The 21,586-nt window shown below is 61.6% G+C and carries 20 protein-coding genes; 17 read left to right on the top strand and 3 right to left on the bottom strand.

The features are described 5' to 3' along the window. Positions 1-6: 6 nt before the first annotated feature. On the bottom strand, positions 7-2,424 hold the full coding sequence (locus tag ACSQ3E_RS22655; RefSeq protein WP_436124397.1) for a putative bifunctional diguanylate cyclase/phosphodiesterase: 2,418 nt from the start codon (positions 2,422-2,424) through the stop codon (positions 7-9). Positions 2,425-2,434: 10 nt separating this feature from the next. Next, positions 2,435-2,926: a molybdopterin-dependent oxidoreductase gene (locus ACSQ3E_RS22650; RefSeq protein ID WP_310324142.1), complete on the bottom strand. Its 492-nt coding sequence runs from the start codon at positions 2,924-2,926 to the stop codon at positions 2,435-2,437. Between the two features lie 205 nt (positions 2,927-3,131). On the opposite strand from ACSQ3E_RS22650, the gene ACSQ3E_RS22645 reads away from it, so the two are divergent. After that, complete coding sequence (locus ACSQ3E_RS22645) at positions 3,132-3,554, top strand: 6-pyruvoyl trahydropterin synthase family protein (protein ID WP_436124396.1); 423 nt, start codon at positions 3,132-3,134, stop codon at positions 3,552-3,554. A 38-nt stretch (positions 3,555-3,592) separates the two neighbouring features. On the opposite strand, the gene ACSQ3E_RS22640 is transcribed toward ACSQ3E_RS22645, so the two are convergent. Further along, positions 3,593-5,002, bottom strand: coding sequence for a PLP-dependent aminotransferase family protein (locus ACSQ3E_RS22640; protein ID WP_436124395.1), 1,410 nt, complete (start codon positions 5,000-5,002; stop codon positions 3,593-3,595). A gap of 244 nt (positions 5,003-5,246) precedes the next feature. Between ACSQ3E_RS22640 and ACSQ3E_RS22635 the strand changes: the two genes are divergently transcribed. The 16 genes from ACSQ3E_RS22635 (at position 5,247) to urtE (ending at position 21,545) form a co-directional block, all read left to right on the top strand. Next, positions 5,247-6,386 carry an ABC transporter substrate-binding protein gene (locus ACSQ3E_RS22635; RefSeq protein ID WP_436124394.1) on the top strand — a complete coding sequence of 380 codons (1,140 nt, stop codon included), beginning with the start codon at positions 5,247-5,249 and terminating at the stop codon, positions 6,384-6,386. A gap of 119 nt (positions 6,387-6,505) precedes the next feature. Next, positions 6,506-7,366 (top strand): branched-chain amino acid ABC transporter permease, encoded by an 861-nt coding sequence (locus ACSQ3E_RS22630; RefSeq protein ID WP_436124393.1) that lies wholly within the window; start codon positions 6,506-6,508, stop codon positions 7,364-7,366. Between the two features lie 7 nt (positions 7,367-7,373). After that, positions 7,374-8,411 (top strand): branched-chain amino acid ABC transporter permease, encoded by a 1,038-nt coding sequence (locus tag ACSQ3E_RS22625; RefSeq protein ID WP_436124392.1) that lies wholly within the window; start codon positions 7,374-7,376, stop codon positions 8,409-8,411. Next, positions 8,404-9,174, top strand: a complete 771-nt coding sequence (locus tag ACSQ3E_RS22620) for an ABC transporter ATP-binding protein (RefSeq protein WP_436124391.1) — start codon at positions 8,404-8,406, stop codon at positions 9,172-9,174. Before ACSQ3E_RS22625 ends, ACSQ3E_RS22620 begins: the two co-directional genes overlap by 8 nt. Beyond that, on the top strand, positions 9,171-9,887 hold the full coding sequence (locus tag ACSQ3E_RS22615; RefSeq protein ID WP_310324124.1) for an ABC transporter ATP-binding protein: 717 nt from the start codon (positions 9,171-9,173) through the stop codon (positions 9,885-9,887). The genes ACSQ3E_RS22620 and ACSQ3E_RS22615 overlap by 4 nt, the downstream gene beginning before the upstream one ends. A gap of 9 nt (positions 9,888-9,896) precedes the next feature. Continuing rightward, positions 9,897-10,640 carry an aspartate/glutamate racemase family protein gene (locus tag ACSQ3E_RS22610; protein ID WP_310324120.1) on the top strand — a complete coding sequence of 248 codons (744 nt, stop codon included), beginning with the start codon at positions 9,897-9,899 and terminating at the stop codon, positions 10,638-10,640. 38 nt (positions 10,641-10,678) lie between these two features. Further along, complete coding sequence (puuE, locus tag ACSQ3E_RS22605; protein WP_436124390.1) at positions 10,679-11,587, top strand: allantoinase PuuE; 909 nt, start codon at positions 10,679-10,681, stop codon at positions 11,585-11,587. 25 nt (positions 11,588-11,612) lie between these two features. Next, positions 11,613-12,860, top strand: coding sequence for an allantoate amidohydrolase (locus ACSQ3E_RS22600; RefSeq protein ID WP_310324116.1), 1,248 nt, complete (start codon positions 11,613-11,615; stop codon positions 12,858-12,860). Next, positions 12,860-14,122 carry an ArgE/DapE family deacylase gene (locus tag ACSQ3E_RS22595; protein WP_436124389.1) on the top strand — a complete coding sequence of 421 codons (1,263 nt, stop codon included), beginning with the start codon at positions 12,860-12,862 and terminating at the stop codon, positions 14,120-14,122. The genes ACSQ3E_RS22600 and ACSQ3E_RS22595 overlap by 1 nt, the downstream gene beginning before the upstream one ends. Before the next feature lie 273 nt (positions 14,123-14,395). Next, a complete protein-coding gene (locus ACSQ3E_RS22590) occupies positions 14,396-15,550 on the top strand; it encodes a transporter substrate-binding domain-containing protein (protein WP_436124388.1) in 1,155 nt (384 codons plus the stop codon). A 13-nt stretch (positions 15,551-15,563) separates the two neighbouring features. Then, positions 15,564-16,172: an ANTAR domain-containing response regulator gene (locus ACSQ3E_RS22585; RefSeq protein WP_267320999.1), complete on the top strand. Its 609-nt coding sequence runs from the start codon at positions 15,564-15,566 to the stop codon at positions 16,170-16,172. Positions 16,173-16,664: 492 nt separating this feature from the next. Then, positions 16,665-17,912 (top strand): transporter substrate-binding domain-containing protein, encoded by a 1,248-nt coding sequence (locus tag ACSQ3E_RS22580; RefSeq protein ID WP_436124387.1) that lies wholly within the window; start codon positions 16,665-16,667, stop codon positions 17,910-17,912. A 71-nt stretch (positions 17,913-17,983) separates the two neighbouring features. After that, the gene (gene urtB / locus ACSQ3E_RS22575) at positions 17,984-18,874 is read left to right on the top strand and encodes an urea ABC transporter permease subunit UrtB (protein WP_436124386.1); all 891 of its coding nucleotides are present in this window, start codon (positions 17,984-17,986) and stop codon (positions 18,872-18,874) included. Positions 18,875-18,899: 25 nt separating this feature from the next. Continuing rightward, positions 18,900-20,060 (top strand): urea ABC transporter permease subunit UrtC, encoded by a 1,161-nt coding sequence (urtC, locus tag ACSQ3E_RS22570; protein ID WP_310324098.1) that lies wholly within the window; start codon positions 18,900-18,902, stop codon positions 20,058-20,060. A 2-nt stretch (positions 20,061-20,062) separates the two neighbouring features. Next, entirely contained in the window at positions 20,063-20,857 is a 795-nt protein-coding gene (urtD, locus tag ACSQ3E_RS22565) for an urea ABC transporter ATP-binding protein UrtD (protein WP_436124385.1), read from the top strand. Continuing rightward, positions 20,850-21,545: an urea ABC transporter ATP-binding subunit UrtE gene (gene urtE, locus ACSQ3E_RS22560; protein WP_310324092.1), complete on the top strand. Its 696-nt coding sequence runs from the start codon at positions 20,850-20,852 to the stop codon at positions 21,543-21,545. The genes urtD and urtE overlap by 8 nt, the downstream gene beginning before the upstream one ends. Positions 21,546-21,586: the final 41 nt, after the last annotated feature.

Raw genomic sequence — 21,586 nt, 5'->3', positions numbered from 1 at the left:
GGCTTCCTATGCCAGCGTCAGCTTTGCGCGCTGGTCTTCGAGGTATCGCCTGAGCTGGGCAACCGACATTGGCGGACTGAAGAAGTGTCCCTGGACGGCGTCGCATCCGGTGGCCCGGACGATCAACAGCTGCTCTTCGGTTTCGACGCCCTCGGCAACGGTGGTCATCTCCAACGCATGCGAAAGGTTCACGATTGCGCTGACGATGGCGCAATGATCGCGGTTACCGGCGATCTCGGCGATGAAGGACCGGTCGATCTTGACCTTGTCGACGGGAAAATTCCTGAGATAGCTGAGCGACGAGTAGCCCGTCCCGAAATCATCGAGCGAAATCTTGACGCCGAGCGCGTGCAGCTTGTTCAGGGCGAGCAAGGTTTCCTTGTTGTCGCCCAAAAGCAGGGATTCCGTGATTTCAAGCTCAAGGCGCTCGGGCGCAAGGCCCGTCAGCGACAACACGTTGGCGACGGTGTCGACGATATTCCCCCGCCTGAACTGTCCCGGCGACAGATTGACCGCAACATTGACGTTGCCCGGCAATTTCACGGCTTCCCGGCACGCCTTTTCGAGCACCCAGGCGCCGAGTTGCACGATCAGGCCAGTGCTTTCGGCGATCGGGATAAATTCGTCGGGCCGGATCTGACCACGCTGGCAGCCTGGCCAGCGCAGCAGCGCCTCGACCACGGCGACTTGCTTACTCTGGAGATTGACGATCGGCTGGAAGACCAGCTCGAATTCCTTGTCGAAATCGGCGCCCCTGAGATCGAGTTCGAGCATGCGCCGGCGCTGCAGCCGGTCGTCCATTTCCGGTGCGTAGAACTGATAGCTGCCGCGGCCATCGCTCTTGGCGCGATAGAGTGCTAGGTCGGCATTCTTCACCATGTCGTCAGCAACGCCATCGCAATCCGATGCAAGCGCAATGCCGATACTTGCGCCGATGACGACATGGTGGGCGTCGAGGTGGTACGGTTCCTCAAGGGCGTCGATCAGCCGTTGCGCCACATGCGCGACATCTTCGCGTCGAACTGCCGGCTGGATGACGATGAATTCGTCGCCGCCAAGGCGGGCAACGACATCATATTCGCGAACCATGCCCGAGACACGATTGGCAACCTCGCGCAGCAATGCGTCGCCGACGGGGTGGCCGAGCGTGTCGTTCACGTTCTTGAAGTTATCGAGGTCGAGGCAGAGAACCGCAGTGTCCTGATGATGCCTGCGGCCCTGCGCCAGTTCCTGCTCCAGGCGCTCGCGAAGCATCAATCGGTTTGGCAACCCGGTCAAAGGATCGTGACGTGCCATGTGGGCAATGCGTTCTTCGGAGAGATGGCGCTCGGTGATGTCCTCGTAGGTGGCAACCCATCCGCCTGAATCCATCGGCTGATGCAGGATCGAGACGATGCGGCCATCGACGAGCTTCTGCAGCAGGACGCCGGGCTGGCCCTTTTCGATCAGCTGCTGCTGGGAGCGATAGGAGAGCTCAGCACCTTGCTGCGTCGACGTTGCTGCGTCGATCGAGGCCTGCATGATCTGCTGGGGCGTGGTCCCAGGCGCAAGGCTTCCCTCCGGAAGGCCGTACATGGTGGCGAATTTGCTGTTGCTGACGATGAGCCGCTGATCGGCATCGAACATGCACAGGCCTTGGGACATGTTGCTCAACGCAGCATCGAACAAGCCGTTCTGGGTGGCGAGTGCGTGGTTGGCGCCCAGCACAGCGGCGTTCGCCGTTTCAAGATCATCGGAAGTTCGGCGCAGATCCTCGTTTGCGGCATTGAGGGCATCGGAAGTCTGAGTCAGCAGCCGGTTGTGCCATCTCAGAAGGGCGATGAAGGCAAGGCTGCACAGGAAGAAGCCGATAGCGACAGCGGAGAACCCGCTGTGGAGCCGCAACAGCTCGTCGTCGACCTTGGCCGCCTGCACGGCGCTGTACTGGTTGGCCTCCGAGGCCAGGCCGATAAGTTCGGCCTCCAGCGCTCGCATCGACGCAAGAATGGATTGCGCCTGGCCCGGTTGGTCGATCTGGGGAATGATCCTGTCCATCTCTTGGACAAAGGCAGACAGTTGGGCGACGGTCGCCTTTCGCTCGGGCGCCTCGGCGACAAATTCCTCGAACTGGCCGGTGCTGAAGCCACTGAGCCGGCTCTTTAGGATCTGGAAGCGGAGCTGCGTGTCGGCCTTGAGCTTTTCGCTCGGGGACGTAGCCAGCGTGGCCACCCGCTGATACAGGCGCAGATATTCGTTGACGCCCTGGCTGGCGCTCCACGCCACGTCGTATCGCGAGAGCTTCCCGATGGCTGCCTGACGTTCGAAGATGACGACGGACAAATAGGCAGCGGCGATAGCGAACGCGGCAATGGTGGCGATCAGCAGTGCCTTGAGCAGGCGGAATGCAAATGCACGGCGAGATCCAGGCGCCAACAAAGCGGCCATGACATCTTTCCTACCGGACGATCAGCCGGGCCAACTGCCAAACCGAACGCGAATAGAACTTCTGGCTCTGAAGCTCCGGCTTGCTGTCATAAGGATAGACGATGAAGAGCGGACCCTTGTCGCTGACTTCCATGTACTGGCCGTCGCGCTTGAGCGCCAACAGCACGTTGTGGAGCGCAAAATCCTCCGTCGGGAGCGTCGTCTTGTAGTCGTTGAGGGCGACCGCAACGACCTCTTTGCCGTCGGCGCCGACGAGCTCCATGATCTTCTGAAGTGGAACGCCCTCGAACTTGACCACGCCCGTAAACCACGGCGTCGTTGTCTCGATCGAGGTTGTGCCGAGCGCTTCGAGCATGTCGCGGTCAAACGAAGCCACGCCATCGCCATTTGTGACGCCGATCTTGCCTTCGATGACCAGGATTGGGTCGCCTTTGGGGGCCTGCAGTTTGCCGTCCTGGGCCTGTGCGGCCGACAGCGCGAAAAGTGCCAATGACGTGGCCATTGCCACGGCTCGAATGATGGAAGACAAAAGGTGACTCATAGCGCGTACTCCCTGGCACCGTCAGTTTGCATCGGACGATGACAAAGGTCACTGAAAAACATATTAACGACGTTGAATATGCCACAATAATCAGCACGATATCGTGTATCGGCAAGTAGCGGGCGCATGTTGCTTGTTCTGACAGAATTGACCGACTCTGGAGCCAGTGGCAGATATCCAGCGCTGCGTTGAGCATGACAAGGGGCAGGACGGGAAAATGATCGAGACTTACAAGGAGTTCACCTTCGAGGCAGCGCACCAGCTGCAGCCTTATTCGGGCCTCCACGGTCATTCGTTCCAGGTCAGCGTCCATCTCGTCGGCGACCCCGACCCGGTCTTTGGCTGGCCGGTCAATTTGTATGAGCTGGAGCAGCAGATAGAGGTCGTGCGGATGATCCTCGACCACAAATATCTCAACGAGATCGAGGGTCTTTCCGTGCCTTCGCTCGAGAATGTCGCACGCTGGATCTGGGACAAACTGGAACCCCAGTTTCCGCAGCTCGATCGCGTGGCGGTTCGCCGGGGCGCGCAAGGTCAGGCCGAGGGAACGGTTTACCACGGACGCGCCCTGCAAAGGGCTCGTGCATAAGCGGACCTGGCTCCTACTCCTCGGGCGGCTTTACCCGGCTACACATAGCCGATCGATTGCAAATCCATGTGCGGCTTGGGCTGCGAATTGAGCAGGCTCATCAGCCGATTCAGGCCGAGTGCGATCTGTGGAAGTGAGTGCGCTGCTCCCAGGCATAGCCTCACTGCATGCGGTGCATGATCGCGCTTCACCGCGAACGCGTCGGCGGTGATCACTCTGACGCCCTCGCGCAGGGCGGTTGCAGAGAATGAGTCCATTCGCCAGGGTTCGGGAAGCTGCAGCCACAGGTGATAGCAGGACGTCGAAGCGTGCTCCGCATAGGGGCCGAGGATCCGGTGGGCGACTTGCTGGCGTTCATGCGCCTGATTGCGGTGCCAGGCGATCAGCTTGTCGGCATAGCCGTTTGCCATCCAGTTGGTCACGATCGCCGCCATGAACGGTGGTGACATCCAGTTGCTCATGGTAACGATCTCCTGGACGGAGCGGCTGAGCTTGGCTGGAACAACCAGGAAGCCGATCCGCAATCCAGGCGCCATGCTTTTTGAGGCGCTGGTGAGATAGATGGTCCGCTCCGGAATGAGGGACGCGACGGGTCGCGGCCTGTTTTCGGCCAGAAAGCCGTAGACATCGTCTTCGATGATCCAGAGACCGTACTCCTCAACGATCGCGGCAATCTCCCGCATCCGTTGCTCGGACATGGTGATCGTTGTCGGGTTCTGCAGGACGGGCATGCAATACAGGGCCTTCGGCCGCTTGGTCTCGCATAGTTCTCGAAGGGCAGCAGGGTTCATGCCTTCTTCGTCCATTTGAACTGCGGCGAGATTGATGCCGAGTTGATGGGCGATGGCCCTCGCGCCCGGATAGGTGAGTTGCTCCGTGGCAATCGACTCGCCATGGCCAGCCAGCGCCATCATGCTGATCAGCAGGCCGTGCTGCCCGCCGTTGCAGATGATCACATTGTCCGGATGCGCCCTGATTCCGATGCCCTCAAGCCATTGCGATGCGATGGCGCGATGCGAGATCATGCCTGCGCTGGGCTGATAGGTGAGAAGCGCGTCGAGCGACCCTGATCGTGACAGATCCTTCAGGGTCGACCTGAGGATCTCGTCGGCTTCACCAATGGCGGAAAGATTCAGCCCGAGGTCGATCACCTCCGGCTGAGGCTTCTCCGGCACCACCAGCCGGGTGATGTCGTCGCGATGGTTGTCGAAATCGTTGATGAAGGTGCCACGGCCGACCTCGCCGACGACGAGACCTCGCACTGCAGCCTCTGTGTAAGCTCTCGCAATCGTTCCGACCGTCACGCCCAGCCGATAGGCGAGATCGCGATGTGGCGGCAGCTTCTCGCCAGGCAACAGCTGACCCTCGGCTATTCCGCGTTCCAGCGCATCACAAATCGCCACGTAGATCGGCCCGGTGCCCTTTCTGATCTCCGGCTTCCAGTTCATGCGGCTCTCGCTACTTTGACACCGTGTCAATGAAATAATTGACACCTTCAAGTGCCAGACATACGCTCAAATAACAACAAAAACAAGGGAACATAACTACGTAATCTGAACATATTGAACCAATTGACATGGGTTCAATTGCAGATGAAGGCCGAGTTACACAATGGAGGACAAGATGATTTTGCGTCAGCAGAGACAAAGTGCCCTACGCAGGGTGCTTATATTAGGAACAGCAACCGGAGCATTGGCCTTTGGACCTTCGGCCTATGCCGAAGAAACTCTGAAGATCGGCGCGCTCGGTGTGATGAGCGGGCCGTTTGCCGGCTGGGGTGGCGTCATGTGCCAGACGTTCAAGTCCCGGGCCGGCATGTGGAATGACGACGGTGGCGTGGCGATTGGCGACAAGACCTATAAGATCGAGGTCGTCTGCGTCGACGACAAGGGCGATCCCAAGGGCGCCCAGACCGGTGCCGAAAAGCTGGTGTCAGAAGGTGTCAAATATATCCAGGGGCCGAACACCGACTCCACGGCGGAAAGCGCCAAGACCGTCATGGAAGCGAACGGCACGGTCAACATGCCCTATGCCTTCTCCAAGTCGCTCTACAAGGCGCCGGCGTCGCAGTCGATCCTTGGCATGGTGGCGTCCTACCAGGTTGGCCCGGTCATCTACAAATGGCTGATGGAAAACAAGGGCGTGAAGAAGATCGCCTTTGTTTCCGAAAACAATGCCGATCCGATCAAGCAGCGCGACGAAGGGTCCGCAGGTGCCAAGGCGCTCGGCATGGAGGTCGTTTCCGACCAGGAGACGTACGAGTCCGGCACCACCGATTTCTTCCCGATCCTGACCAAGGTGATCGGCACCTCGCCGGATCACATCGTCCTGTCGGGCGTTTCGCCCTCAGATGTCGGCCCGCTGATCAAGGCGGCGCGCGAACTGGGCTTCACGGGGACCATGAGCACCGAGACCGGACAGGACCCGAAGGCGATCTATGAGGTGGCGGGTGATGCCGCGAACGGCTTCATCGCCGCCGGCGGCGCCAGCACCGAAGCGATCCGCAGCGACTTCATGGTCAAGTTCATCGACCGCTACACCAAGGATTGGGGCGAGTGGAACGATGTCGCAGGCCTCTATGTCTACGGTCCCGAGATCATGATCCAGACGCTGCAGAGCGTCGGACCGAAGGCCCTTGATGACACCGAGGCCTTCAAGGCCGCTCTCGACGGTTTCGTTGGCAAGAACCCGTTCCTCAAGGAAGGCGGCGAGCTGAAATATGTTGGCCGCACCGACTATGGCCAGCCGCGCCAGGTGTCCGTGCCGATCGTCGTGCAGCAGGTCGAAAACGGCGAATACAAGCCGCTGTTCGTCGGAAAACTCCCTGACTGACGAACCCCGGGCGGCGGTCCGCCCCCATGGCCGCCGCCCGCATTTCCCTTCGCATGAGGTCCACATTGCGTGGGCCACGGATGGGCAAAAGAGCCCCGTCCTCGCACAGGAGACTTCGCATGACGCAGGTTATGCTCAATGCACTTGTCGTCGGAACGACCTACGCGCTGATCGCGCTCGGCATCACCATCATCTTCAGCATCATGAAGGTGGTGAATTTCGCCCATGGTCAGCTCTACATGATCGGCGGATTCGTCGTTTACTACTTCAATGTCGTGTTCGGGCTGCCGTTCTGGTTCGGCCTCGTCATGTCCTTCCTGATCGTCGGGCTGCTTGGTGTGGCCATGGAACTGTTCCTGTTCCGACCGGTGATGCTGCGCGTCAAACGTGAGGAGGTGACGATGCTGCTGGCCATGGGCACGGCGGTGTTCCTCGAAAGCCTGGCGCTGATCGTTTTCGGCGAAAAGCAGCGCGGCGTTCCCCCCATTGCCACTGGTGTGATCGACCTGTTCGGCGCGAGATTGCCCACCGGACGCATCGTCGTCATCGTCGTCGCAGCGATGCTGATCGCCGCGCTGATGGCCTTCATCGGTTATACCAAGACCGGCCGGGCGCTCAGGGCGATGGCGCAGGACCGCGAGGCAACGGCCCTTCAGGGCGTGAATCTCAAATGGCTCTCCGCCATGGGCTTCGGCCTTGGTACCGGCCTTGCCGGCCTGTCCGGTGGCCTGCTCGTGGCGATCTTCGCTGTCCACACCGGCGCCGGAACGGCAATCTCGATCAAGGCATTCCTGATGATCATGATCGGCGGCGCGGGCGTGCTCTCCGGCGCCATCCTCGGCGGCTTCGTCCTGGGTTTCCTCGAATCCGTCGGCTATGCGCTGCTGCCGGGCTCGCTGACCTTTCTCATCATCTTCCTGATCGTGATCTGCTTCCTGATCGTGAGGCCGAACGGGATCATGGGTAAGCCCTGGGGCTGAGACGACCATGCAAAAGACAATCTCCATACCAAATGTGAACAACCTGCCGCGAAGCGAGCAGCGAAGCTCCTCGCTCAAGCCCATCGGGCTGGGACTGCTGATCGCGGCTGCCTATTTCGTCGGCGTTCCACTTGCCTTCGGCTCAAACGGCTACCTGCTCAACGTGTTCACCACCATGGCTGCCGTCAGCTTCATCAGCTTCGGCGTCTGGCTGACCTTCGCCATCGGCCGCATCAACCTCGCCCAGGCGGGATTTGCCCTGGTCGGGGCCTATGTCACCGCCATCCTGGTGTCGCGCCTCGGTGTGTCATTCTGGATCTGCCTGCCGCTGTCGGGAGCCGTTGCCGCCCTGCTAGGTGGCCTAATCGGCTGGCCGGTCCTGCGGCTCAAGGGCGTCTACTTCGCCATGATCACGCTCTGCATCACCGAGGCCTGCCGCCTGGCGGCATTGAGCTTTCCGGCCCTCACGCGCGGCGCTCAAGGCATCGTCGATCTTCCACTGCCAGGTGAACTGTCGCTGTTCGGGCTGACCATCATTCCCGCCTTCGAGAAGGGCGCGCGGCTGCCGTTCTTCTACCTCGCCGGCACGCTGATGTTGCTTGGGCTGCTGTTCATGTGGCTGCTCGACACCAGCCGCGTCGGCGCCGTGTTCCGCTCGCTCAGGCAGAACGAGGATCTCGCCTCCAGCCTAGGGATCAACGTCGCCAAGTATCGCGTCGTCGCCTTCATGGTGAGCTGTTTCTATGCCGGCGTCGGCGGCGCCTTCTTCGCCACGCTGCAGCAGAACGTCTATCCCACCACCTTCCAGGTGCTCGATAGCGTCTACTTCATGGTCTACTGCTTCGTCGGCGGCCTGGAATTCGTCGTCGGTCCTTTAGTCGGCGCGCTGGTGATGATGAGCAGCTTCGAATTGCTGCATGAGTTCCAACGCTATCAGACCGTCATCTTCTCCGGCCTGATGATCCTGTGCATCCTTTTGATGCCGAACGGAATCCTGAGTGTCGTCAAGCGCTCCGGCAAGCCGGAGGAGACCGACAATGCTTGAAGTTCGCGGACTGACCAAGATTTTCGGTGGCCTGACGGCGGTGAAGGATCTGAACTTCACGCTGAATGCCGGCGAGATCCTGTCCATCATTGGCCCCAACGGCGCTGGCAAGAGCACCTGCTTCAAGCTGATCGCCTCCTTCCTCAGCCCGACTACCGGGACCGTCCGCTTCAACGGCAAGGACATCACCGGCATCGGACCGCATGCGGTGGCCCGCCACGGCATCGTGCGGACGTTCCAGGAAAACACCAGCTTCCAGGACATGACCGTGCGCGAAGCGGTGCTGCTCGGCTGCCAGAAGGATTGCAAGGCCTCGCTGGCCGGCATGATCTTCCGGTCCCCACGCGCCCGGAAAGACGAGCGGGAGGCTGGCGACTATGCCGATCACGTGCTCGACCTGCTCGGCATGACACACCTTGCCAATACGGTCTCGGCTGCCTTGCCACATGGCATGCTGCGCAATCTCGGCATCGCGGTGGCGCTTGCAGCCAGGCCGAAGCTCATCCTGCTCGACGAGCCGTTTGCCGGCCTGAATTCGGACGAGACCAAGCGTGGGGTCGAGCTGATCCGCAAGATCCGCGACGAGGGCATCACGCCCATCTTGGTCGAACACGACATGACGGCGGTCATGTCAGTCAGCGAGCGCATCGTGGTTGTCAGTTTCGGCAGCAAGATCGCCGAGGGAACGCCGGCGGAGATCCAGCAGAACGAGAAGGTCATCGAGGCCTATCTCGGCGCGGAAGACACGGAGATCGGCCTATGAGCGCGCAATTCTCGATCCGGGATCTCGCTGTCTCCTATGGCAGGGTTCGCGCCGTGAAAGGCGTGTCTCTGACCGCCGGCGAGGGCCAGATCATTTCCCTCATCGGCGCCAACGGCGCCGGCAAGTCCTCCATTCTGCGCGCCATTACGGGTCTGACCGCGCCTGAGAGCGGTGAGATCTGGTTCGACGGCGAGCGCATCGACGGCAAGGGACCAGACCAGATCGTGGCCCGTGGCGTGGCGATGGTACCGGAAGGGCGGCGCATCTTCCCGTTCATGAGCGTGCGCGACAACCTTCTGATGGGCGCCTACCGCCGCAAGGACAGCGCCGGCGTCGCTGCCGATCTCGAGGGCATCCTGACGCGGTTTCCCCGCCTGCGCGAGCGCATCGGCCAGCAGGCCGGAAGCCTGTCCGGCGGCGAGCAGCAGATGGTGGCGATCGGCCGCGCGCTGATGTCCAAGCCGCGGCTGTTGCTGCTCGACGAACCGTCGCTCGGCATCGCGCCGATCATCGTTCGCGAGATCGCCCGCTTCATCACCAGCATCAACCGCGACAATGGCGTCAGCGTCATTCTCGTCGAGCAGAACTCGCGCATGGCGCTCAAGCTCTCCAGCCACTCCTACGTGCTTGAGACAGGCAAGATCGCCTTGTCGGGACCGTCGCATGAGCTGGCCGAGAATGACGACGTGCGGCGCGCCTATCTCGGCGGCTAGGGACAGATCATGAAGATCGAGATCATAAATCCGACGACCACCGCGGCTTTCGCCAGGAAGAACCTCGCGGCCGCACAAGGCGTCGCCGCGCCAGGTACCGAGATCCTGTCAGTGTCGGTCGAGAGCGGACCGCCGTCGATCGAAAGCCACTATGACGAGGCGCTGAGCACGATCGGCATCCTCGAGCGAATTCGTGAAGGCGAGGGGGCCGGCGTCGATGGATATGTCATCGCCTGCTTCGGCGATCCGGGCTATCTCGCCGCCCGCGAGCTCGCACGGGGACCCGTAATCGGTATCGCCGAAGCGGCCTTCCACGTCGCCAGCATCGTGGCGACCCGCTTCTCGGTGGTCACTACGCTCGCCCGCACCAAGATCATCTGCGAGCACCTGCTGCAGGTCCACGGCTTCGAACATCAGTGCCGCAAGGTCCGGGCTTGCGGGCTCGAGGTTCTCGAACTCGAGGAGACCGGCATGGCGGCTTGCCGCGACATCGTCGAGGAATGCCGCCGCGCTGTCGCCGAGGACGATATCGGCGCCATCGTGCTCGGCTGCGCAGGAATGGCCGACCTGGCCACGCATATCCAGGAGCAGATCGGCGTTCCGGTCATCGAAGGTGTCACCGCCGCAACCAAGCTGGTCGAGGGCATCGTCGCCCTGAGGCTAGGCACCAGCAAATTCGGCGATCTCGCCTATCCGCTGCCCAAGCGGCTGAGCGGATCGGTCAAGCATCTTGAAATCGCACCGCGTGACTAGGCCGGCGTCCGTCCGGAACAGGTAGAAAGGATCGAACAATGTCTTACCCCCGCGATATGATCGGCTACGGCAACAGGCCGCCGATGGCCAACTGGCCGAATGGCGCCAAGCTCGCGCTGCAGTTCATCGTCGCCTTCGAGGAGGGTTCCGAGAACTGCGTCCTGCACGGCGATGCTCATTCGGAGAATTTCATCTCCGACATCATCGGCGCGCCGCAGCTTTTCGGCGTGCGCAACATGAACATGGAGTCGCTCTACGAGTACGGCACGCGTGTCGCCTTCTGGCGGGTCTTCGACGAGTTCAAGCAGCGCGGCATCAGCACCACCGTGCTGGCAAACGGCCTGGCGCTGCAACACTACCCCGAGGCCGGCAAGATCATGCATTCCCTCGGCCACGAGATCGCCAGTCATGGCTGGAAATGGATCGACCATCAGTGGATGGGCGAGGACACCGAGCGCGCCCAGATGAAGCTTGCCATCGATACCATCACCCGAGTGACCGGTGAACGGCCGGTCGGTTGGTACACCGGACGCTGCAGCCCCAACACGCTCAAGCTGGTGGTCGAGGAGGGCGGTTTCCTCTACGATTCCGACACCTATGCCGATGACCTGCCCTATTGGGAAAACGTCAACGGCAAGCAGCATCTGCGTATTCCCTACACGCTCGAAGCCAACGACATGCGGTTCGTGGCGGCCGCCGGCTTCAACTCCGGCGACCAGTACTTCACCTATCTCAAGGACACATTCGACGTGCTCTACCGTGAGAGCGACAGGACGCCGCGAATGATGTCCACGGGGCTCCACCTGCGCATCGTCGGCCGCCCCGGGCGCTGGGCTTCGTTCCTGCGCTTCCTCGACTATGTCCAGAAGCACGAAGGTGTCTGGATCTGCCGGCGCGATGAAATCGCCCGCCACTGGCACAAGCACCATGCACCCGAGCGGCAGTAGCGGCACGGGGCACCGGGAAAGCATCATGTCGACATACCTCAACGAAACCGACGCCGGGCGGCGGATCATGCAGCGCTGCGACGAGCTTGGCAGCATCAGCGAGCCAGGTGCCGGCGTGACGCGGCTCTATCTGTCGCCGCAACATCGCACGGCCGCCGAAACTATTGCCGGATGGATGCGCGATGCCGGCATGGACGCGCGTATCGACGAGGCCGGCAACGTCGTCGGCCGCTACCATTCCGACAGCGGCGGCGGGCCCTATCTGGTCACCGGGTCGCATATGGACAGCGTCGTCCATGCCGGTCGCTATGACGGTCCGCTTGGCGTGATCACCTCGCTCGACTGCGTTGCCGTGCTCAACGGCCGCGGCCGCCGCCTGCCGTTCGGTATCGAGGTCGTCGCGTTCGGCGATGAGGAAGGCACCCGGTTCAGGACGACGCTCGCCGGAAGCCGTGCCATATCAGGGCAGTTCGGCGACGACCTCTTCAATGCCAGGGATGCGCAAGGCATCAGCGTCCGCGAGGCGATGATCGAGTTCGGTCTCGACCCCGAGGCCGTCGCCAGGGCCGCTCATCGGCCGGGCGACATGATCGGCTATGTCGAGCTGCACATCGAGCAGGGGCCAGTGCTCCAGGCCGAGGGTTTGTCGGTCGGCGTGGTGACAGCGATCAGCGGCCAGACCCGCGCCGTCGTGACGCTCAAGGGTGCGGCCAACCATGCAGGCACGGTGCCGATGGGCATGCGCAAGGACCCGCTTCTGGCGGCAGCCGAGATCGCGCTGGCGGTCGAGCGCGTCGCCACGGCCCATCCCAATACGGTCGGCACCGTCGGCTTCATCAAGGCGGAGCCTGGACTGATCAATGTCATCCCGGGCGAGGTTTCCTTGACCGTCGATCTGCGCTCGCAGGCCGACGGCATCCGCCACGCTGCCTTCGACGAACTCGGCATGGCTGCCCGGGCCGTCGCGGCAAGGCGCGGGGTGGAGATCGACATCGACAAGATCCTCGATCTCAAGTCCTGCCCGTGCGCGCCCGATTTCGTCGACCGTATCGCGGCCGCCGTTGAAGCGGCCGGAGAGCGCCCTCTGCGCTTGCCCAGCGGTGCCGGCCATGACGGCATGGCGATGAGCGCGATCACCGACATCGGCATGATCTTCGTTCGCTGCAAGGACGGCATCAGCCATTCGCCGGAGGAGTCGGTCACCGCTGCAGACGTTGCAACAGGGGCGGCTGTGCTCCTGCATTTCATCGAGAATTTTCAGGGAAGACCCTAATGGAACCGAACCCTATCGCAAAAAGCCCCGGCCTCGGTTCGGAGCGTCTGCTGGATTACATCCGTTCGCATCGCGACGACCAGGTGCGCATGCTGGCAGAACTGGTCAAGGTGCCGTCCGACAACCCGCCCGGAGATTGCGCAGCGCATGCCGATCGCGCTGCCCAATTGTATGAAGGCCTTGGTTTCATGGTCGAGCGACACAAGGTGCCCGACGCGCTGGTTGCGAGCGTCGGCATGATCAGCGCCACCAATCTGATTGTCCGCCATACGTTTGGCCCCGGTCCGACGATCGCGCTTAATGCGCATGGCGACGTCGTGGCGCCTGGCGAAGGCTGGACCGTTGATCCCTACGGCGCCGAGATCAAGGATGGCTGGATGTACGGTCGGGGCGTGGCAACCTCGAAGTCCGACTTCGTCACCTATGCCTATGCGCTGCTGGCGTTGCGCGCATTGGGCGAGAAGCTGTCGGGCACGATCGAGATCCACCTGACCTACGACGAAGAGGTCGGTGGCGACATCGGCCCGCTCTATTTGCTGCAGCAGGGCTTGACCAAGCCAGACTACGCGATCTGCGCCGGCCTATCCTATGGCGTCGTCACTGCCCACAATGGCTGCCTGCATCTCGATATCGACGTCCGCGGCAAGTCCGCCCACGCAGCGCGGCCCGAAACGGGCATCGACGCGCTCGAGGCGGCAACGCACATCCTGAGCCGGCTCTATTCGCTGCGCTCGGGCTTTTCGGAGCAGCGCTCGTCGGTCGAAGGCATCACAACCCCATCGCTGGTGGTGGGGCTCATTTCGGGTGGCATCAACACCAATGTCGTCCCGGACAAGATCGTGATGCGTGTCGACCGCCGCATGATCCCGGAGGAGAACGGTCCGGAGGTGGCACGCGACCTGATCGCTTTTATCGAGGCGACCGCGCGGGAGATGCCGGGCGTCGAGTGCCATGTCCGGCAACTGATGCTGGCCAACCCGCTGAAGCCGCTCGATGGGCAGGAGCGCCTGGCCGGTGCCTTGCAGAGGCATGCCTCGGACCTCGCCGGCGAACCCGTCCCAACGCATGGGGTGCCGCTCTATACCGATGCGCGGCACTACAGCAACGCCGGCATCCCGACCGTGCTGTACGGTGCCGGCCCACGAACCATGCTCGAGGCCAATGCTCACCGTGCCGACGAGAAACTCAAGATCGATGACCTCGTGCTGGCTACTAATGTCGTGACGCTGGCTCTTTACGACATGCTCACCGGTAACGCCTGACAGCTTGTCGCGCGGAGCGTCCGAAACAAGACGGAGAAGGCGGTCCGTCGATCGCCTCCCTGTCGGCCGTGGTACGCAGCGCAGCTGTCCACGAGCACTCCTCGCTTGCGTGGCTTGACTGCAGAGCCACGTTGCCTTTCCCGAGCTGTCAGGATATCTCTATGGGACTGGAAACAGTGGCGTTTCCCAAATCTCCCCAAGCAGACTCCGCCCGGCTCGCGCCGATGACCGGGTAGTATTCTATCGACCTGATCAATAGGTGGCTTGTATCGCATGGCGAATGGTGACTGGCGGATTGGCGTCCTGTTTTCCAATAGCGGAGTGACCGCTGCGGCCGAGACGGCCGAGGCGAACGCAACGCGCCTTGCGATCGAGGAGATCAATGCAGCCGGTGGCGTTCGCGGGCGCCTGATAAGCGCGGTCTTTTACGATCCGGAATGTTCGGCCAAGAAATACCAGGAGCTTGCCGTTCGCCTGCTCTCCGAAGACGGCATCAAGATCATCTTCGGATGCTATATGTCGTCGGCGCGAAAAGCCGTGATGCCGGAAATCGAGGCCTATCGCGGCATGCTGTTTTACCCGACCTTCTATGAAGGGTTCGAGTATTCGACGCGCTGCTTCTATACCGGTTCGTCGTCGAACCAGAACGCGGTTCAGCTCGCGCGCTACCTGATCGAGAACTACGGCACGCGTTTCCTGCTGGTCGGCTCGAACTACGTATTCCCCTACGAATACAACCGCGTCGTCATGGACCTGGTAATGAGAGCCAAGGGGACCATTCTCGACGAGCTCTATGTGCCCGTCGAACCGGTGCGCAAGGACTTCAACCGTGTCATCAAGCAGATCGCCAAGCTGAAACCCGACATCGTGGTGTCGACGGTTGTCGGCACCGGCGCGGTCATGCTCTACGAAGCCTACAAGGAAGCTGGCTTCGACGTTGCGACAATGCCGATTGCCAGCCTGACGACCACCGAAGCGGAAGTCGCCGAGATGGCGCCTGATATAGCGGCGGGACACCTGACCTCGGCGTCGTTCTTCGAGACGCTCGACACGCCGCACGCGCGGCGCTTCGTTTCTGCCTATAAGCAACGGTTTGGCGCCGATGCGCCTGTAACGGCGGGCGCTGAGGCCGCTTATTTCCAGGTTCATCTCTACGCCAAGGCGCTGGAGCTGGCTGGCACGGACGAGCCGGAAGCGCTGGCCAAGCATCTCGCCGGGCTGGAGTTCGAAGCGCCGCAAGGGCGGATACGCATTGACCCCGACAACCACCACACCGAATTGTGGTCGCGTATCGGGCGGGTTAACGACGAAGGCAAGTTCGACATCATCTGGCAATCCGAGACGAGGATCCGGCCCGATCCCTATTTCGTCACGGCGTCATTCGATGATTGGATGAGCAAACCCCATCAGCTGAAACGCAAGGCTTAGCGGATCGTTTTCGGTGGCAACCAGCATTCTCCAGGACCTGAAGGGCTTGCGCGTCCAAGTCATACACCCGCCGGACCAGGCGGGACTGGCTCTGGTCGAGCATCTCAGGCGCATCGGCTGCAGCTGCGAGACGACCTGGCCTCTGCCCGATGCGATCAATCCGTCGGCGGTGGTGGTGCTGGTTTCGATCGAGCAGGAGAACCGCGACAAGATCCTGAGCCTGTTCCGGCCGGTTGAACCGTCGGATCCGGCCCTGGTGGCTGTGGTGACCTATGAAGATCCAAGCACGCTGCAGGTGGTGCTGGAATGCGGGGCGCTTGCGGTCATCGAGCGGCCGATCCGCCCGTTTGGCCTGCTCACCAATCTGACCATCGCGCGCGCGCTCTGGCTTGAGCGGCAGAATGCCAGCAAACGCATCCGCAAGCTGGAGCGGAAGCTGGCCGGTAACAACCGTATCCTGCGCGCAAAGAACATTCTGATGGAAACGCAAGGGCTTAGCGAGCAGGATGCGTATGAAAATATCCGCCGGCAAGCGATGGCGAAGCGCGTGCCGATGGATGATCTGGCGAGCGCGATCATCAACGCGCATGAGCTCTTGACGTTCAAGGACATGCGTGACTAATATGAAAAATAATTGACGCCGGGTGAACCTCGGATGTCGATACGGTGTGAGACAATGTGGTCGGCACCGAGTGGCTATGTAGCCCGCAAGCTCCTTGTCGGAGTTGGCGGGCTTTTTTGTTTTTCGGCTTCCGACAAGGCCGTTGGCAGCCGTTGGTTCGATCTCTGCAGCACTTCTTGACGCTCGTTGGTCAGCGCGTGCGAGCGCGTGTGCGGCATCGTTTTGTCTAGCGTTTGGAAGCATGCTGCGCCGCTTGTGAAAGGATTCGTTCCGTAACGTTGCAAGAGAAAAGAAAAATTAGGAAATAGGATTTCGAAATTCTGCATCGATGCTGGTGCGGGTAATAGTATTGATGCGTTAGTATATCTAGCAAATAGAAAATATACTTATAGATGTATTGACTATCAGGAGTTTCTAATTAAGCGTGCCGTTGGTCGCGAATGGGGCGGCTTCACAAAAATCAAACGCACAAAGATGCGAACAGGAGGACCTATGAAGAACCATGATCGGCGTACGTTTCTGAAAGCGTCGGGCCTCACGGCCATCGGACTGGCAGCTCCTTCGATCCTGCGTCTCGGCGACAAGGCCTGGGCAGCGGACGAGATCCCCGTCGGCATCATGTATTCGCTGACCGGGACCACGGCGATCGTCGAGAAATCGATGAACCAGTGCGCCCAGATGGCAATTGACGAAATCAATGCCAAGGGCGGTGTTCTTGGCCGCAAGCTGCGCGCGATCATCGAAGATCCGGCGTCCGAGCCGCGCATCTACAGTGAAAAGGCCCGCAAGCTCACGATCGAGGACCAGGTTCCGGTGATCTTCGGCTGCTACACCACGGCCAGCCGCAAGGCTGTCCTGCCGGTCGTCGAGCGGCGCAAGGGCTTGCTCGTCTGGCCGACCTGGTATGAAGGCGAGGAGTGCTCCAAGAACGTGCTCTATGCTGGCTCGGCCGTGCCCAATCAGCAGTTGGAAAATTCGCTGCCCTGGCTGCAGAAGAGCCTAGGCAAGAACAAGGTGTTCATCGTCGGCTCCGACTATGCGTTCCCGCGCGGAATGGCCAAGACATCGAAGACGATCTGCGAAAAGATCGGCATGCAGGTGGTCGGCGACGAATACCTGCCGCTCGGTCACACCGAGTGGGCGTCGATGGTTTCCAAGATCGGATCGAGCGGCGCCGACGTGATTTTCTCCAATGTGGTGGGCGACTCGATCGTCGCCTTCTACCGGGAGCTGCGCAACCAGGGCTACGACTTCGACAAGCTGCCGCTCTGCGCCTCGACGACGACGGAAGTCGAGATCAAGGCGATGGGCCCGGAATACGCGCTCGGAAGCTATGTTTCGCTGCCCTATTTCCAGACCGTCGACACGCCACAGAACAAGGTGTTCGTCGAAGCGTTCAAGGCCTATGCCGGCGCCGATGCAGTGACCCACGCCGCGATGGAGGCGGTCTATATCGGCGTCAACATGTGGGCGATGGCCGCGGAAAAGGCAGGCGACCTGGCGCCTGATGCGATCGTGGCAAATGCCGGCGGGCTGTCTTTCGACGCACCCCAAGGCAAGGTCACCATCGACCCCGACAACCTGCACAGCTACCTGACGCCGCGCATCGGCAAGACCCGCGCCGACGGCCTGCTCGACATCGTCGACCAGTACGCCGAACCGCTGGTGCCGCTGCCTTACTCCAGCGTCGGCGAGACGGCGGACAAGCGCGTCTGCACGACGAGCGGGGCAACGCTCTAGTCCCGAACTGCCAGCTGTGCCGGCGCGGAATCCATGCCGGCACGCCCCCGACCAACGCGGATGGAAGCGGCATGGAAACTTTTGTCATTGGCCTGAGCATTGCATCGATATTGTTCATGGTCGCCCTCGGCCTGGCGATTATCTACGGCACCATGAACGTCATCAACCTCGCCCATGGCGAGATGGTGATGATCGGCGCCTACACCACGGTGCTGGCAACCAAGCATCTCGGCTTCAACATCTATCTCTGCCTGCCGCTGGCGTTCCTGGTGACGGCGACATTCGGGCTGATCATCGAGCGTACCGTCGTGCGCAGGCTCTACGGCCGGCTGCTCGACACCTTGCTGGCGACTTGGGGTATCGCGCTCATCCTGCAGCAGCTGATCCGCATCCATTTCGGGCTCGGCCTGTTCGGAATCGAGATCGATGGTTTGGGTTCCGACCTGCAGAACGTCCCGGTTCCTGCTGAACTGCAGCAGGCCATTCAACTGTTCGGCGCCAACATCCCGGTCTACAGGGCCTTCGTCTTCGTCACCGCGCTGGCGCTTGGCGCCATCACTTGGCTCGTGATGTACAAGACGCGCTTCGGCAGCCAGTTGCGCGCCGTTTCGGTTGCGCGGAACACCGCAGCTGCCTGCGGCATCAACGACAAGCGCGTCAACATGCTGGCCTTCGCCTACGGCTCCGGCCTCGCCGGCATTGCCGGTGTTCTGGTGTCGGGGTTCAAGACCGTGTCGCCCGACATGGGCACGCCCTATGTGGTCGACGCGTTCCTTGTAGTCGTCGCCGGCGGCGTCGGCCATCTGCTCGGCACCTTCGCCTCGGCCGGCATTCTCGGCGAAGTCCAGAGCTTCGTCGCCACATGGGCAAACGACGTCTACGGACGCACCGTCCTGTTTGCCGTCGTGATCTTCATTCTCCTGTTCAAGCCTCAAGGCCTCTTCGTCACCAAGAGCCGCTGAGCTTGGCCGCAACATGGACGAGCGCATGACTTACCGCACCGCTTCCATCATCGCCTACATCGTCTTCTTCGCCGTTGTGCTTGCGCTTCCGCTGGTGCTCAACAGCTTTTGGACCAACCGCGTCGCGATCTATCTGGTCTATTCGATCTGCGCGATCGGCATCAGCATGTCGTGGGGCTATGCCGGCATACTCAGCCTCGGCCAGGGCCTGTTCTTCGGCATGGGCGCCTACATGCTGGCGATGTCGCTGACCCTCGCCGTGCCGGAAAACAATCCGGTGCCGCAGCTGATGCTGCTCAACATGGAGCCCAATGCGGTTCGCGATCTTTGCTGTGTCACCACAGGCTCGTTCCTGTGGATTCCGTTCCGGTCAATTGCTGTCGGCATGATCGCGGGCATCGTCGTACCCTGCGTCCTGGCCGCCGGCATCGGCTACGTCATGTTCAAGCGGCGCACGACCGGCGTCTATGTCAGCATCATCACGCTGGCCTTCGCGCTGATTGGCCAATTGCTGATCATCAACAACCAGCCGCTGACCGGCGGCTTCAACGGCCTGGCCGACTTGGCCCTTCTGGAGATCGGCGGCTTCGAATTCGACCCTTACGGACCGAGCGCCTACTACGCCGTTGCGCTGACGCTGATCGCGGTGATCCTGCTCGCCCGCTACATGCTGACGGGGCGTATCGGCCAAGTCCTGAAGGCCATTCGCGAGGACGAGGCGCGTGCCCGCTATCTCGGCTACGACGTCGAGAACTACAAACTCTTCATCTTCTGCGTCTCGGCCGGCGTCGCTGGCCTGGCGGGAATGCTGTTCACGCTCACCTCGGAATTCGCCACGCCGTCGCTGATGGCAACGTCGCTCAGCATCTCGATGGTGATCTGGGCGGCAACCGGCGGCCGTGCGTCGCTGCTCGGGGCCTGCATCGGTGCGCTGATCGTCAACTTCGTCGGCTCGCTCGCCAGCGAAAGCGCGACTTTCCAGCCGGTGTGGCCCATCATCCTGGGGCTGCTTTTCGTCGTCGTCGTGCTGTTCATGCCGAACGGCATAGCCGGGATCTTCAAGGCGTTCATCGATCGTCCCGGCAAGGCTGAACGCCTCGGTGGAGCCAAGCTCGCCGGCAAGACCGAGCGCTCCGACAAGGCCGAGCTTCTCGTCAAGTCTGAACTGTCGGCAAGGGAGGCGTGACCATGAATGCCGTTCATAGGCAATCCCAGGCCGGCGCCGTATCGACGGCGCCGATCCTGCGGACACAAAACCTTACCGTACGCTTCGACGAGTTTCCTGCCGTGCGCGAGGTCGACCTGTCGATTGCCGACGGCGAACTCAGGGTGATCATCGGCGCCAATGGCGCCGGCAAGTCGACGCTGCTCGACCTCCTGTGCGGCAAGACGCTGCCGTCCGAAGGCGAGATCTGGCTGCGCGACCGTAACATCACAGGCATCGGCGAGGCGGCCATCGCCCGCAGCGGCGTCGGCCGCAAGTTCCAGACGCCGACTGTGTTCAAGGACATGACAGTGCTGGAAAACCTGCAGGTGGCAAGTAACCGCCGGGTGCGCGTCTTCGAAAACCTGTTCGAGCGGGTGAAAGGGAGGCCGAGCGACAAGGAGGTCGCGGTTGCCGAGCGCACAGGGCTTCTCGGCTCGATGAAGCGCAAGGCCTCGGAACTGTCACATGGCCAGTTGCAATGGCTCGAACTGGCGATGGTGCTGAGCCAGGAACCCAAGATTATCCTGCTTGACGAACCGGCTGCCGGCATGACCGCGGCCGAGACCGACAAGACGGCGGAGTTGCTGCTCGATCTCGCCGGCGGCCACACGGTTCTGGTGATCGAGCACGACATGGCATTCGTCCGCCGCATCTGTCGCACCATCACCGTGATGCACCAAGGGGCGGTGCTCGCCGAGGGAACCGCGGAGGAGATCGAACGCAATCCCGCAGTGATCGAGGCCTATCTAGGATCGGCGACGCTCAGCCATGCTTAAGTTCAAAGACCTCAACGCGTTCTACGGAACCAGCCACATCATTCACGATCTCAACCTCGAAATCCGCGAGGGCGAGGTCTTTTGCATCATGGGCCGCAACGGCGTCGGCAAGACGACGCTGCTGCGTAGCCTGCTCGGCATCGACGTGCAGACCAAAGGCACCATCGAGTTCGAAGGCGCCGACATCAGCGGCGACCTGACCTACCAGCGGGCGCGGCGCGGCATCGGCTATGTGCCGCAAGGCCGCGAGATCGTGCCCGGGCTCAGCGTGCTCGACAACATCCTGCTCGGCTGCAACGCGCGCGCCGATGGCCAGACCTCGGTGCCGCCATTGGTCTGGACGCTGTTTCCATTCCTGAAGGACCACCTCCACCGGCGCGGCACCAACCTCTCGGGCGGACAGCAGCAGCAGCTGGCGATTGCCCGCGCATTGGCAACCGACCCCAGTATCCTGGTTCTCGACGAGCCGACCGAGGGCATCCAGCCCAACATCGTCGAGCATATCGAAGAGGCGATTGTGTCGCTCAACCGGGACCATGGCCTGACCATCATCCTCGTCGAGCAAAAGATACGCTTCGCCCGAACCGCCGCGCACCGCTTCGCCATTCTCGAGAAGGGACAGATCGCGGCGGCCGGCGACACCACCGAACTCAGCAATGAACTGATCCACAAGCATATGGGCCTGTAACCGCGCGAGCGGCCAAAGGCCCGAACGTCAAGCGCAGAAAG

Origin of the sequence: Aminobacter sp. LjRoot7 (assembly GCF_964252895.1) — a bacterium.
In the GTDB taxonomy this organism is placed as follows: Bacteria; Pseudomonadota; Alphaproteobacteria; order Rhizobiales; family Rhizobiaceae; genus Aminobacter; species Aminobacter aminovorans_B.
Note: the sequence above shows the minus strand (reverse complement) of the source record. Positions and strands in the feature narration are given on the sequence as shown.